The organism is Yoonia sp. (assembly GCF_030731595.1).
Classification (GTDB): Bacteria; Pseudomonadota; Alphaproteobacteria; order Rhodobacterales; family Rhodobacteraceae; genus Yoonia.
This window is the reverse complement of the sequence record NZ_JANQTS010000098.1, coordinates 55933-70502: the sequence shown is the minus strand read 5'-3', so window position 1 is coordinate 70502 and position 14570 is coordinate 55933. Positions and strand designations below refer to the sequence as shown.

Sequence of the window (14570 nt, the reverse complement as noted above, 5' to 3'; positions counted from 1 at the left end):
AGCCCCGCAAGTTTCGGGAACTGATCTACTCGGCGGCTTCTTTGAAATTGATCGGGATAATCGACTGTGCCTCGGCTTGCGCCAATCGGCGCTTAAGCCGCGATGCAAGCACGCGGACGTTTGGTTCGAGCACCATGCTATCATGGTCACCGGGTACTTCGAAGACAGAGATAGCCGGTGCGAATTGGGTCCAGTCATTGTCGTGATAAAGGTAATTGCGGTATTCGCTGATCAAGCGATCCCCAACCACCCATTTTGGCACCAGGGGTGGCCTGAATAATGCCAATGGCCCGTCCCATGGTTTGACATCATAGTTGCCAACGCTCTCAAGGAACGCTTCCTGAATGGCAGCATTGTGGAACTGCGCGCCCTCATCGACGATGGCTGCGTCTGTGTTGCCTTTGTTGAGCAGTCGGTTCACCCGTCTTTTTGTCCAATCAAGGACAAACTGCGGACCGCCACGCTTGAGATCGGTCAGTTTGACGCGGATATTGTCAGCCCGATCGATGTAGGGGCGCACCGGCAAGGGTGTGTCCAGCATGATCACATCTGACACGTCCTCACCTGCGGCCCGGAGCTGCTGGGCAATCTCATATGCGGTGATGCCGCCGCCGGAAAAGCCGCCAACCATATAGGGCCCGTTTGGCTGCACTTGCCGCATCTCTGCGATATAGTCTTTTGCTGCAGCTTCGATAGTGCGATGGGGCGGTTCGTCGCCCAAGAGTCCACGGGCCTGCAATCCGTAAAACGGCCGGTCGTTGCCAACCAGATGGGCCAGATGCCGCAGGTTCAGCACATTGCCGAACATGCCCGCGACAAGGAAGAATGGCGTTTTCGCCCCCCCTTCGCCGATATGCATCGGCACCAGATGGGTAAAGCGTCGTGCCGGTGCTTTCGGTGTGTTTGTGTCGCCTGCTTGGGTTTTGTCATCCGCATCTGCCACACCGCGTTCCGCAATCAAGGCGGCGCATTTCCTGATTGTCGGGGCTTCGAACAGTACCGAGATCGGGAAATCGACCTGATAGGCTTTGCGGATCTGGGCAAAGAGCCTGACAGCGATCAGGGAATGGCCGCCCAGATCAAAGAAGCTGTCCTCGACACCGATCTGATCGACGCCAAGCAGGTCCTGCCAGAACCCGGCAAGGCGTTCTTCAATCGGGTTCTCGGGGGCGGCATAGTCGCTATCAAGTTGCGGGCGCTCGAATTTCTGCCCGTCATCATTTTCGTCATTATTGGTTTGTCCCGCTTGCGCGATCAGGCCGTGCAGATCAAGCGAAGAGAGGATGATCTGGCGATGGTGCGTGCCCAATGAATCCAAGAAAAGCGTGGCCCCTTCGGCCGTCTTGATCCCTTGCGACAGGTTGTGACGCAGGCGTTCCTCGGCAGGTGACAGCGGGCGCACGGACTCGCCGTTTGGGTTGGTGATGGCAGCCACACCCTCGGCAAGGGCGCCAAAGCCAGAAAGTTCCTCCATCCGCCGGATCGAGAAACCTTCGATTTCCACACAAACGGTCCCATCCGGACCCATCAGCGTGACATCGAAATTCGCGATCTCACCGTCAGAGCGGTTTTCACCGCGGCTGCGTACCCAACTGAAAATTTCCGATGGAAGTGCCCCAAAGACTTTGACTGACCGGTAAGAGACCGGCACCCAAAGATGGTGCCCCTCATAGCCTTCGATCAGCTTCATCGCCCAACCGGTCGCCAAATCCAGTAGACCCGGATGTAGAAGATAGCCTGATTTGGCATCCCCTTTTGCCGCATCAGGCAAGCGCAGACGCGCCAGCCCTTCGCCTTTGCCATAGGCGGTGGTTTGCAGGACCCGCCAGCGCGGCCCGAATTTCAGATGCGCCTCTTGTGGTGAACTGATCCAACCCAATTCACCCGCCTCGCGGGGCAGCGCGCAGCGGGCTGCAATCGCCGCGATATCCATGGGGGCGGGTGCTGCAAATGGTACCAAGGAGAGGCAGGCTTGGGCATTTTGTTCAAACGTCCCGTTCGTGCCGCTCTCGACCAGGAAATCATAGCCCACATCGCTGCGCGGCAGTGTCACGCGGACGTCACGGGCCTCGTTGTCGGAAACAGCCAGCGGGCGCAAGAAATACAAATCCTTGATTTCAAATGCAGACTTCTCACCCTGTGCGCGCAGAGCCTGCGTGGCCAGTTCGATAAAGCCCGTGCCCGGGACCAATGCATCGCCCGCTTTTGTGCGGTGTTCATCGAGAAACCAGCGTTCATCGGTGCGGTAGGTGGCCGTGAAAACCCGGCTGCCTGCGCTGTCAAAGCTGGCGTGATCAAGCATCGGCACTTGTGCGTCAGTGATCGGCGGCGGCGTGGCTGCACCCGTGCGCGCCTCCATCGCATCGGCGGCCATGCCGACATCGGCCCAGATTCCCCAGTTGATCGCCAGGACGCGGGTCTTGGCGCCACTGCGCGATTTGGCATAGGCGTTGAGGTATTCGTTCGCGGCCACGTAGTCGACCTGCCCGATGGGTGCGGTTGCGGTGGAGCTTGAAGAGAACAGCACAAGCCAGTCCAGTGTTCCGTCTGGAAAGACGTCATCCAATACTTGGGTGCCGTGAATTTTGGGCGCAAACACATCCTCGATGCTGGTGATATCCTTGGCCATGATCGGGCCGTCATCAATATGCCCCGCAGCATGGATCACACCGTTGACCTGACCGAGTGATGCCTCGACCTGCGCGCGTGCCTCGCGGATATCTTCGACATTCGAAACATCTGCCGCAATTGGCAGAACGGTGCCGCCAAGAGCTTCTAGCTTGCGGACTGCGTTGATCCGGCGCACCACAGATGTCGTCGGGGCGGAATTGGCCACCACGTCGTCCCAGGTGTCGCGCGCGGGCAGCCCCCCACGCGAGACCAGTGCAATCTTGGCATTGTTGCGCCGGATCAAAGCCTCGGCCAGCGTCAGTCCGATGCCGCCAAAGCCGCCGGTGATCAGATAAACACCACCGTCGCGCAAGAGCGGGCTTTCATCGGCAAGCGTTGTCAGGGCAGCGGGTTTATAGGTCAGCGCGTACCGCTTGCCATCGCGCACAAGTGCCGTGGTATTGCTTGGCTCGGCCAAGGCCTCTTCGAGGATGTTGACGATCAGGCGGTCCGCGTTTGCCACACCGCCCTTGCCCCTTGCGAATGTCGGATCAAGGTCAAGTGTAGCGACCGTCAGGTTCTTGAATTCGCGTGGGATCACCCGCGCAGGGCCTGCTAGCGTTGCTTTTTCGGGGTGAACAAGGGGCTCGTCCTTGCGTTGTTCCATGCCGGAACTGAGGACGCAGATGTGAATATCGGTCGCGAGATCCTCTCCGCCGATGGCTTGGGCGATAAAGAACAGGCTGTAGAACCCTTGTTCCTGCACCCTGTGGAAAAAGCTTGATCCAGGCCGGAAACTTTCATCGCGGGTGATCATCCAGCCGTGAATGATCCGGTCCGGCAAAAGATCGCGGGTATTGAGATCCGAGATCAGTGCATCATAGCTTTCGCGACCCCGTTCAGGCGCAATAACATAGTGCATTTCGTCAACACGGGCGAAGGTATCGCCGGGCGTGACAGTGACAACCCTATGCCCTGCCGCACGCAATCGCGCTACAGCACCGTCAACCAGCCCTGCATCATCCGCAAAAGCGAGCCATGTTTGCGGCTCCGCTTCAGAAAGATCGCCTGTGGCGTCCACATCGCAGTCGGCATAGCGCGGCAGCCAAGCAGGCCGATAGCCCCAGTTTTCAGTGTCTTCAGAGCGGACAAGCCATTGGTTCTCATCCTCTGTGACGGCCTTGCCCGGAGCAATGAAATAAGGCGAATGCTGGAAGGCATAGGTGGGTAGCGGCACACGGAGGCGGCGCGCATCACCCCAAATCTGATCCCAGTCAAAGCTGCCACCTGCCGCCCAGACGCGTCCCAGCATCGCCATGAAATACGCATCATCGGCGATGGTATCAGCGGGATGGCGCAGGCTTGAAATTACCTGATTGGCCGTGACCTTGCCATGTTGGCCTGCAAGTGAGGACAGCGCTTTGCCGGGGCCTACCTCGATAAAGATGCGCGCGTCCTTTTCGGCCAGCGTGGTCAGGCAGTCAGCGAAATGGACCGTGCCGCGCAAATGGCCGACCCAATAATCCGGGCTCATGGCCTCTGCGTCTGTGATGTAGGTGCCTGTCCGATTGGACATGAACGGGATCTGGGGAGGGTTCAGAGTGATTGACCGCAGATAGTCACCAAACCTCTCCAATATCGGGTCGAGCATCCGCGAGTGGGCCGCAATATCAATGGGGATGCGCTGGCAATCTATATCGCGTGCCTTCAGTCGTGCCTCTAGGTCATCCAACGCGGCTTGCGACCCTGTTGCGACACTGAGGTTGGGCGCATTTACGGCACCAAGATCAAGATCGTCACCCAAAAGCGGCGCAAGACGATCTGCAGAAAGGGCCACCGACAACATGCCGCCGGCAGGCACCGTGTCAAACAGAGTGCCGCGCAGATGCACCAGCCCGATGCAGTCTTCAAACGACATGACACCCGCGACACAAGCCGCAGTATTTTCACCCATCGAATGCCCGACCAGCGCTGATGGCTCTACCCCCCACGACATCCAAAGCTGGGTCAGCGCGTATTCGGTGATCATGATCAGCGGGAGCTGCACAGAGGGTTTCTTGAGCGTCGCATCGGCGCTCTTGAGCGCGTCAGTCTCTGGCAACCAGAGCGCGCGAATGTCGTAGTCTAGCTTTGGCTGGAGAATTTCTAATCCGCGATCCATCCATTCGGCAAAGACAGGCTCTGTTTCATAAAGATCGCGTGCCATGCCTGCGTACTGGGCACCACCTCCGGGAAACATAAAGACGAAATCCGGATCAGCGCCGACAACTGAATGGGTAAAGGCACGGCGGGGATCATTGTCTTGCAGTTGCTGGGCTGCGTCCTCGTGGGTTTCAGCCACGACCACGCGGCGGCGTTCAAAAGCGCGGCGGCCTTTTTGCAGGGTCCATGCGATATCTGCCAGATCCTGGTCAGGGTTTGCCCGCAGATGTGCCGCCAACCTTTGGGCGTTGGCATCCAGTGCGGCCTTGGTCCGGCCCGATATGGTCAAGATCTGGAAGGGCCAATCTGATTGTTCAGAGGCAGACACTTGTGGCGCTTCTTCCAGCACCACATGAGCGTTGGTTCCGCCCACACCGAGCGAATTCACGCCCGCGCGACGCGGACCCTTGTGGGAAGTCCAGTCGGTGAGCGTGTCGTTGACTTTGAAAGGCGAGGTTTCGAAATCGATGGCGGGATTTGGTTTTTCATATCCCAGAGAGGCCGGGATTTGCTTGTGATGCAGTGACAAGGCCGTCTTGATAAGACCAGCCACACCGGCGGCTGTGTCCAAATGGCCGATATTCGTTTTCACAGAGCCGAGTTTGCAAAAGCCGATATCATCGGTGGTCTCGTTGAATGCCTCGGTCAGGGCGGCGACTTCGATGGGGTCGCCAAGATAGGTGCCCGTTCCGTGGCATTCGATATAGTCGATTGTATCCGCGGGCGTGCCTGCCATGCTTTGCGCTTCCGCAATCGCTGAAGCTTGTCCATCCACTGACGGTGCCAGATAGCCGGCCTTGGCACCACCGTCGTTGTTGACCGCCGTTCCCTTGATGACAGCCCAGATATGATCACCATCGGCAATTGCATCGGCCAGACGCCGCAGGACGACGACACCTGCACCGGACCCGAACACGGTTCCTTGGGCGCGGTGGTCAAAAGCGTGGCAATGGCCATCGGGCGACAGGACTTCGCCTTCCTTGTACAGATAGCCGCGGTTCTGGGGCAATTCGATGGTTACGCCGCCTGCCAGCGCGGTATCGCATTCACCTGTCATCAGCGCCTGCACAGCGTAATGGGTCGCGACAAGCGAGGTTGAACAGGCCGTTTGGACGTTCACCGAAGGACCCTTGAGATCCAGAATATGGCTGACCCGTGTGGTCAGGAAATCCTTGTCGTTGCCTGTGTGCCGCAGCAGGAACATGCCCACATTCTCGACAAGATCAGGGTTGGAACAGATGTTGAAATAGAAATAGCTGCCCATCCCGCAACCGCCGAAGACCCCGATCGGACCTTTGGTGTGCTCTGGCATATGGCCTGCATTCTCGAGCGCTTCCCATGACACTTCGAGAAAACGGCGATGCTGAGGGTCCATGATTGCGGCCTCTTTGGGAGAGAGGCCAAAAAACTCTGCATCAAATTGTTCGAAACCGGAGAGCGGTGCTGCGGCGGGTACGTATTCGGGTCGGTTCAGGCGGTGGGCCGCTTCTCCGGCGGCCAGCAATTCTTCACGACTGTAGTGACGGATCGATTCGATTCCCGCCTTCAGATTTTGCCAATAGTCTTGGATCGAATCTGCGCCTGGAAGATGCGCAGCCATGCCGACAATGGCAATATCGCTATCCGCAACGGGATGTTCTGGATCGAAAGGCATAAATGTACCGGTACGCAAGGAATTACAAAATCAGGCAATATCATTCGTTCCGGGCAACAATATGTCAATGTCCGGAAAGTCTGTCGTTTAAGGACGATAATTGAAACTACGCTGCAATCCAACAAAGACAGTCGACCGGGACCGGTCATCGGTTCCGTCCAGCTGAACCACGGAATAGGCATAGCCCGAGGTCAATCCCCAGTCGCGGGTCAGCTCGTATTCATAGCTGACATCGAAGCGGTAAGTGCGCTGGTCTGCAGCACCGGTGGCCAAGACATTTTCGTCAACCAGATCAAAACTGGCAGATATCCCCGAAATCGGAGAGAGCGCGCGCAGGTACGACATACCCAGCCGCGAGTTCACGACTTCCTCATCGTCACCGTTGATCGTTCCCTCTTGACTGAGTGTGATCCTGGCGGTGCCGTTGCGGTCCATGTCATAGTCCAAGGTCAGGCTTGCCAGCAACTGAGGATCAAACCCATCGGTTTCGCTGACGCCCAAAGAATATCCCAGACTTCCGCGCTGAAGATCCATGTCCTGACCGGCGATGAACTGACGACGTGTGCCTGTCAGCGCATCTTCTTGCGTATAGGTGGCAAAGACTTCGCCATTCGGGCGCTCGCGGGTTGCAGACAGCGCGTAGTTCCAGCCTTCTGTATCAAGAATGGTCGCTCCGCTACTCTCTTCTGTGCGAAACGAGACTTCACCCGCGAGAATCGTGATCGGATCGATGCGATAGCTTACACCTGTCCCGATTTCGGTCGTGATACGGTCAGTCGCACCAAAGCCACTCTCGTCGACGTCACTCCAGACGCCAAAGACATCCAATGTCAATGTACGCGTCAGTTGAAAGCTTAGTCGCCCGTCCGCCGCTTGCGTTTCGGTATCATTCAATTCCGGGTCGAGCGTATCGAAGAAGTCGCTCGTCTCGTAGGTGTGATTGAAGGTTCCTGTAATCCGCGCTTCGCGTCCTACAACCAGCCCGCTGTTGACAGTGAGAACCTCGCGCTGACCGACACCGGTGATGACATCATCATCTTCAAATGTGTCGTCGAAGACCAGATCGTCAACATCATCCCGCCGAAAGAGAGCACCAAAGCTGAGTTCCGCATTGCGGCTGTTACGGGAGTATCCCAAGGTTGACCGAATGCTATCAGCAGTTACATCGCGGTCCCCTTCAAAAGGTACCGCAATGCCCGAGGAAAAACCGAAATCCAGACGCTGGGAGCGGGTGACGCTGCGCAGTCCAAAATCCAAAGCGGTCAATGCACGGGCTCCGGAACTGTCTATTCCTGTGAATCCGCGCTCTTCGATGCTTTCAATACTTTGGGTGATGTCAAACTGGGCATTCAAGCCGCCCTCATCCTGGGCCGCTACCTGTGCCGTGGATCCAACAAGGAAAACCACGGCAAAAGGAACAGGCCCAAGAGCCGCACGCATTGTGCTATTCATCTGCTTCGCTGCCACGTCGCCCCCAGTTCTGGCCGTGCCAGCTTATTCGAATAGACCGCGTTCTGGGACCAAGATCACATCGCCTTCTCGCAAGACGATGGACTGGCTTAGCCCGGCGCCCTCAGAGAGCGCTTTGTAGTTGATCGTGCTGAGCGTTTGCTCACCGGTATGATGGTTCGTCCGGCGCAGTTGCACGCGCTTGGTTGCGGCAAAGCTTGTCAGACCACCTGCTTGGGAAAGCCCCTGAAGAAATGTCGTGCCAGGTACGACTTCGCGCAGGCCGGGTGTGTTGACCTCACCCATAAAATACACGTTGATTGTGTCAGGCTCTTCTTCCTCTGGGTTGAGCGCTGCGACAGAGACGAAAACCGTGGGTTCAGCCGCAAAGTTTTCTTGAATGCTGGCGATGATCGTTCTGCGAATCTGATCGATCGTCCGCCCTGATGCAGGCAAAGATCCAGCGAAAGGAAAGGCAAAGCGACCATCCGGAGTTACGAGGACGACACGGTCCAAGCTCGAGTCCTCGAGCACCTCAATTTGAAGGGAGTCACCCGGTTGAACCCGGTACTCGCTTTGCGCGTGGGACATGGTGGCCGCTAACAGCAAGCCCCACAGGAGGATCAGAATATTTTTCATGGCAAACCCCAACTTGTTTAACTAAATCTTCACGACATCCGTCGATCGACACGGTCACTCTTACGAGTCCTTATAAAGCTATCTCGCAAATACGAAAGAATGAGCCTTTAAATCACTTCACTTTTTCTGCTTCCAGTCCATTAATACTTTGTCCTTCGCCTTCTTGCAAAGCCTCAATGAGATTGATCTGCTCAGCTATTTTGACGACAAGGTCCTGATTGCCCCAGGATTGAGCGATATCGCGGGCCACACGCAGTTTGCCAAGCGCTTCGGACGGGCGATCAAGTGCCGCATAAACCTCACCCAAATGGAACTGCACAACGGGGTCGTTTGGCAGACCGGCGGCCGCCGGCTCTAGATAGGCGAGCGCCTCTTGCAAGTTGCCGCGCCGAAATTGAATGTAGCCATAGGTATCCTGAAATGCCGGTATGTCTGTTCCATTCAAGCGTCGGGCAATGGTTTCAGCGCGCGCGAGGCTTTCTGTGTCATCGCTAAAAGAAATCAATAGACTTGCCAGATTATTGGCAATGATCACGCTGCCTGAATCACGCGCATAAAGCGTTCCATAGACAGCAATCGCGCCCGCGATATCACCTTGTTGCTCGAGATAGGAGGCCTTGGCCCACAAAAGCTCTGGTGCATCCGGGATGGCAGAAAGCCCTTCTTCAACAGCGGCGGCGCTTGCGCCAAAGGCACCTTGAGCCGCTTTGATCCGTGCCAGCTGCAAGTAAGGTTCGATCGCCTCAGGGTGGGATGTAATCAGCCCCCTGTATTCGTTTTCTGCAGCCTCAAAATCACCCGCGCTGGCATAACTAAGCGCGAGGGCGCTCCGCAGGCTCAGATCATTCGGGTTTGTTTCCAAGGCGTTCCTGGCTGTGTCCATCGCTTCAGCCAAGCGGCCTGTTCGGAGCTGGGCCTGGATGATCGTCAAGGTCGATGCTGTTGCGTCACCGTCTTGTGCAGATTGCTGTTCGAGATATTGCAAAGCCTCATCGACACCCAGTCTGCGTCCAACCAGCTCGGCGTTTAGTGTTCGGGCAGCGATTTGCGCCTGGTCTGTCTCGATTTTTGCCAGTGTTCTGGCCACGTGATCACTGCGCGGCAGATCGTCAAGCCGGAGATAAATCTGCCCCAGTGTTTTGAGTATTTCCACATGCCCAGGCGCAAGCCTGAGTGACGAAATCAACGCGCTTTCGGCTTGCAAGAGTTGGTCTTGGTCCATGAGTGCAAGGCCAAGCAGCAAAGCATAACGCGGTGCGTTGTTCGACGCTTCTGTTGCGCGCGCCAAGAACTCCCGACGCAAATCCTGATTTCCTGCGCGCTGGTAGGCGTTGGCCATAAGTACCATCGCGTCAACATCATCAGGCTGGCTGTCCAGCACCAGACGGAGGTTGTTGATTGCAGCGGTTGTATCGTCGTCTTCGATCAGCCACGCCGCTTGCACCTTGAGCGCACTGACAAGTCCCGGTTCTTCGGCCAGTACGCTTTGAATTATCTCTCGCCCACCAGCGTCAAAGCCGTTGGCCAAGTGCATTTTTGCCAAGGTGACGTTTGTTTCGCGCACCTCGGCCTCGGTCATCGTTCTGGGCTCTGCCGCAAGGATGGCAGTGATTGCAGTGATGGCTTCATCCCGTTGACCCATCTCAAAGATCAATGTCGCGCGAAGTGTCTGCAGGATCTGGTTTTGAGCCTGCTCTCCTGCAAGAGCTGCATCAATACGGGCCAAAGCGAAGTCATCACCTTTGGTTTCACGCAGGAAGGTGATCAGACCAAAGAACGCTCCGTTTTGCTCTTCGGGTGCAACGCTGGCAAGATTCTGTTCCAAGAACGCCTCTGCATCCGGCAAACGCTCTCGCAGGACGAGAAAGCGCAGATATGTTTCTTTGGCTGTCTGGTTTTCGGGAAAATTCGCCAACATCGCGCTCAGTGTCGCTTCCAACTCAGCAGGATCATTCAGACGGTCCAAGAGACCCAGTTTTGTCAGATAAAGATCAAGATCGCGCGGAGTGCGTGCAAGGCTTGCGTCGAGGACCGCTAGCGCCGCATCATACCTCCCCGATTTGACGTAACCATCAATCCGGATCCGCTGCAGGATAACGCTCTCCGGCAAGATCAGCGCAAGATCCTCTGCCCGGGTGATCAGGGCATTTATCGCCGGATCATCGCCCTCATGCGACGCCTGCCGAAACGCTACACCAATCGCGATCGCGCCTGCCCTTGGCAGGTCACTTCCGACTTCCGCCAACTTGTCACTGTGGCGTTCGAATTCCTCCCAGTTTTCCCATTCAAAAGCCAGCTCACTCAGGGCGATACGGCCTTCCACATCTTCCGGCGCTTGTTCTACAACGCGCAAATAGGCCCCATAGGCAGCGGGTATTTCATCCAGCGCCAGATGTGCGCGAGCCATCTGTCGAAAGGCTTCGAGGTTGTCTTCATCATACTTCAGAGTGTTGCGGAATTCGACCATCGCGCGGGGCAGATCGCCATTTTCCACCAGCTTCAGCCCGCTTTCGAAATGCTCCGCTGCACGTTCTTCAGAAGACTTGTAACAGCCAGTCACCATCAAGCAGAGTGCTGCAACGACGACGATCTTGGGCAAAAAGAAGTTCATTGAATGATTTTTTCCGTCAACTTTCCTGGAACCGGTTCTCACTTTGATTGCTCGGCCAGATTGGTGAGGTAAAGCCCGTATCCGTTCTTGGCATATTTATCCGCTTCCTTGATCAGGGCTTCGGACGAAACCCAGCCAAGGAGAAACGCGATCTCTTCGGGGCTGCCGATCTGTTGGCCCTGGCGTTCCTCGATTGTGCGCACAAAGTTCCCTGCATCGAGAAGGCTCGCATGGGTGCCAGTATCAAGCCAAGCATAGCCGCGCCCCATACGCTGTACCCGCAAATTTCCTTCTGCAAGATAGATATCAAGCAAAGACGTGATCTCCAATTCACCGCGGGCCGAGGGTGTCACGGCATGCGCTTTCTGGGGCGCTGTGCCGTCGACAAAATAAAGGCCTGTGACCGCTTGGTTTGACGGCGGTACCTCAGGCTTTTCGATGATGCCACGGACGGTGCCAGCGCTGTCAAAATCCACAACGCCGTATCGCTGCGGGTCGGCGACCTGATAGCCAAAGACGCTGGCACCGACTGTTTGGCCATCGGCCTCTGCCAGCAGTTCGGGCAGGCCATGCCCGAAAAAGATGTTATCGCCCAAAATCAGTGCAGAGGGTGCGCCATCCAAAAAGCCTTCGGCGAGAATGAAGGCCTGTGCCAACCCGTCAGGTGATGGTTGCACGATATAGGTGAAGGTCACCCCGAATTGTGATCCATCCCCCAAGAGCCGCTGAAACTGCTCTTGATCCTGCGGGGTGGTAATGATCGCGATCTCGCGAATGCCGGCCAGCATCAGCACCGACAAAGGGTAGTATATCATTGGCTTGTCGTAGATCGGCAAAAGCTGTTTGGACACGCCAAGGGTGATCGGATAGAGCCGTGTGCCTGACCCACCGGCCAGAATAATCCCTTTGCGCTGCGTCATTTTCTTTCCTTCGTTTTAGCCGGCATCGAGATCAGCGAGGACCCGATCAAGTTCAAGGCGCCAGTCGCTTTGGTCAAGACCGAAGGTCTCGCGTGTTGTCGTGCAATCCAGCCGTGAGTTCTTGGGGCGTTCCGCCGGCGTTGGATAGGCAGTGGTCGGGATATCGGACACTGTACAGAGCATCCCTGCCTTCGCAAAGATTGTGCGCGCGAAATCGGCCCAGCTGACATCGGGTGTGCCTGAAAAGTGATATGTTCCTGACCGATCAGGGTCTTGGGAAAGCGTCTGTGCGATCTGCAAAGTGGCGCCTGCAATCGCCCGCGCCGAGGTCGGTCCGCCGATTTGGTCTGCGACGACAGACAGCGTATCCTTCACCATCCCAAGCCGCAGCATGGTTTTCACAAAATTCTGTCCATGCGCCGAAAACACCCAAGAGGTGCGCAAGATTGCATGCGTCCCGCCTGCACCCCGCACGCCTTGTTCACCCGCCAGCTTTGTGGTGCCATAGATCCCTAAAGGCCCTGTCGCATCATCGGGTTTCCAGGGCCGTGTGCCGCTCCCGTCAAAGACATAATCGGTCGAGATTTGGACAAAGGGCACGCCCTTGTCTGCACAAGCGCGTGCCATCGCAGAGGGAGCCAAGGCATTCACAATATGCGCAAGGTCGCCCTCGTCTTGTGCTTTATCGACGGCTGTATAGGCCGCAGCATTGATGACGCTGGTCGCGTCAGAGTCCGCAATAACGGCGGCGCAGACCTCTGGTTTGGTCAGGTCTGCGATTGCCCGACCGAGACAAAGGACCTCTGGATAAAGGGACAATTCACGGGCCACTTGCCCCGTTTGACCAAAGACGAGAACTGTCACGCGTTCACTCCAAGCCGTTGTCCGACCCCCTTGCGCGATTGCAACGCCCGCCACCAAGCTTCATTGTCCAGATACCACTGCACGGTTTTCTCTAGTCCCTGTGACAGGGTCACAGAAGGGTGCCAGCCGAGCTCTTTGACCATCCGCGAAGGGTCAATCGCATAGCGCAAATCATGCCCGGGGCGGTCCGCTACAAAGCTGATTTGCGCGGCATAAGGCGTATCCTTGGGACGTTTTTCATCAAGGATAGCGCAAATCATTTTGACCAGATCAATGTTGCGCGCCTCGTTTTCGCCGCCGATGTTATAGCTTCGCCCGACAGCCCCTTTTTGCAGAACCGTCAACAGCGCATCGGCGTGGTCTTCGACAAAGAGCCAATCGCGGACGTTTTCGCCTTTGCCATAAACCGGAATTTTCTCTCCGGCGAGGGCGCGCAGGATCACAACGGGCACCAGTTTTTCGGGGAAGTGATAGGGGCCGTAGTTGTTGGAGCAATTGGTTAACAGAACCGGCAGCCCGTAAGTTTCGCCCCAAGCACGCACCAAATGGTCCGAGGCAGCTTTGGAGGCTGAATAGGGGCTACGCGGATCATAGGGCGTGTCTTCGGTGAATTTACCCGTACTGCCAAGCGAGCCGAACACCTCATCGGTCGAGATATGGTGAAAGCGGAACCCATCCGGCTTGCCTTGGGTCTGCCAATAGCTGCGCGCGGCCTCCAGCAAGCAGAATGTGCCTGTGATATTCGTTTCAATAAATGTGCCTGGCCCGTCAATGGACCGGTCAACATGGCTTTCTGCGGCCAGATGCATCACGGCGTCCGGTTTGTGCTGCGCAAAGATCCGGTCAAGGGCGGCCCGGTCACAAATGTTGGCGTGTTCGAACGTGTAAGCCGGGTTCTCGGCAACTTCGGCTACGTTATCAAGACAGGCCGCATAGGTCAGCGCATCAAGATTAACAACGCTATGGCCTTGTGCAATCGCGCGCCGCACCACGGCCGAGCCGATAAAGCCTGCACCACCTGTGACCAGCAGCTTCATTGGGCTGCACCATAAGTGAAGGGGCTATCGAAACCTTCTAGTGTCGGTGCAGCAGCGTCTTTGTCAGAAAGCGCCGGTTTGGTGTCGCCCAACCCCCAATCAATCCCGATCATCGGGCAATCATAGCGGATCGCGCCATCGCATTCCGGGGCATAATAGTCAGAGCATTTGTAGATGATTTCGGACTGCGGTGCGCGCGTGACAAACCCATGCAGAAAGCCCGCAGGCACAAGCATTTGTCGGCCGTTCTCGTAGCTGAGTTCGACGCCAACCCATGCGCCATAAGTCGGGGACCCTTTTCGGATATCAACCGCGACATCGAAAATGACTCCACGGCCACAACGCACCAATTTTGCTTGGGCATGTGGAGGGCTTTGATAGTGCAAACCGCGCAATGTTCCGGCCTCGTCCGACATCGAGTGATTGTCCTGGACCCAGTCCTGATCCAGCCCGTGTTCCGCCATTTGGCGCTTGCTCCAGCTTTCGCTAAAGAAACCGCGGCTGTCTGCAAAACGTCGTGGCGTGATGATGACCACGCCTTCTAGTTTTGTGCTTTCAATTTGCACGAACGACCTCCTACACCT

The 14570-nt window shown here is 56.6% G+C and carries 8 protein-coding genes; all 8 read right to left on the bottom strand.

Annotated elements, in window-relative coordinates; genetic code table 11:
• Nucleotides 1-25 precede the first annotated feature (25 nt).
• On the bottom strand, nt 26-6466 hold the full coding sequence (locus NWQ23_RS11810) for a type I polyketide synthase (protein WP_306166560.1): 6441 nt from the start codon (nt 6464-6466) through the stop codon (nt 26-28).
• An 87-nt stretch (nt 6467-6553) separates the two neighbouring features.
• Nucleotides 6554-7918, bottom strand: a complete 1365-nt coding sequence (locus NWQ23_RS11805) for a hypothetical protein (protein ID WP_306166559.1) — start codon at nt 7916-7918, stop codon at nt 6554-6556.
• 42 nt (nt 7919-7960) lie between these two features.
• The gene (locus tag NWQ23_RS11800; RefSeq protein WP_306166573.1) at nt 7961-8506 is read right to left on the bottom strand and encodes a polysaccharide biosynthesis/export family protein; all 546 of its coding nucleotides are present in this window, start codon (nt 8504-8506) and stop codon (nt 7961-7963) included.
• 160 nt (nt 8507-8666) lie between these two features.
• The gene (locus NWQ23_RS11795; protein ID WP_306166558.1) at nt 8667-11165 is read right to left on the bottom strand and encodes a tetratricopeptide repeat protein; all 2499 of its coding nucleotides are present in this window, start codon (nt 11163-11165) and stop codon (nt 8667-8669) included.
• Between the two features lie 38 nt (nt 11166-11203).
• On the bottom strand, nt 11204-12085 hold the full coding sequence (gene rfbA, locus NWQ23_RS11790) for a glucose-1-phosphate thymidylyltransferase RfbA (RefSeq protein ID WP_306166557.1): 882 nt from the start codon (nt 12083-12085) through the stop codon (nt 11204-11206).
• 15 nt (nt 12086-12100) lie between these two features.
• Nucleotides 12101-12949 carry a dTDP-4-dehydrorhamnose reductase gene (gene rfbD, locus NWQ23_RS11785; RefSeq protein ID WP_306166556.1) on the bottom strand — a complete coding sequence of 283 codons (849 nt, stop codon included), beginning with the start codon at nt 12947-12949 and terminating at the stop codon, nt 12101-12103.
• Nucleotides 12946-13986, bottom strand: coding sequence for a dTDP-glucose 4,6-dehydratase (rfbB, locus tag NWQ23_RS11780; RefSeq protein WP_306166555.1), 1041 nt, complete (start codon nt 13984-13986; stop codon nt 12946-12948). Before rfbB ends, rfbD begins: the two co-directional genes overlap by 4 nt.
• A complete protein-coding gene (gene rfbC, locus NWQ23_RS11775) occupies nt 13983-14552 on the bottom strand; it encodes a dTDP-4-dehydrorhamnose 3,5-epimerase (protein WP_306166554.1) in 570 nt (189 codons plus the stop codon). The genes rfbB and rfbC overlap by 4 nt, the downstream gene beginning before the upstream one ends.
• Nucleotides 14553-14570: the final 18 nt, after the last annotated feature.

What these genes read in the sequence shown, in the direction of transcription:
- NWQ23_RS11795 (WP_306166558.1), bottom strand. Translation starts at nt 11,165, where the DNA reads ATGAACTTCTTTTTGCCCAAGATCGTCGTCGTTGCAGCACTCTGCTTG.
- rfbA (WP_306166557.1), bottom strand. Translation starts at nt 12,085, where the DNA reads ATGACGCAGCGCAAAGGGATTATTCTGGCCGGTGGGTCAGGCACACGG.
- NWQ23_RS11805 (WP_306166559.1), bottom strand. Translation starts at nt 7,918, where the DNA reads ATGAATAGCACAATGCGTGCGGCTCTTGGGCCTGTTCCTTTTGCCGTG.
- NWQ23_RS11800 (WP_306166573.1), bottom strand. Translation starts at nt 8,506, where the DNA reads ATGTCCCACGCGCAAAGCGAGTACCGGGTTCAACCGGGTGACTCCCTT.
- NWQ23_RS11810 (WP_306166560.1), bottom strand. Translation starts at nt 6,466, where the DNA reads ATGCCTTTCGATCCAGAACATCCCGTTGCGGATAGCGATATTGCCATT.
- rfbB (WP_306166555.1), bottom strand. Translation starts at nt 13,986, where the DNA reads ATGAAGCTGCTGGTCACAGGTGGTGCAGGCTTTATCGGCTCGGCCGTG.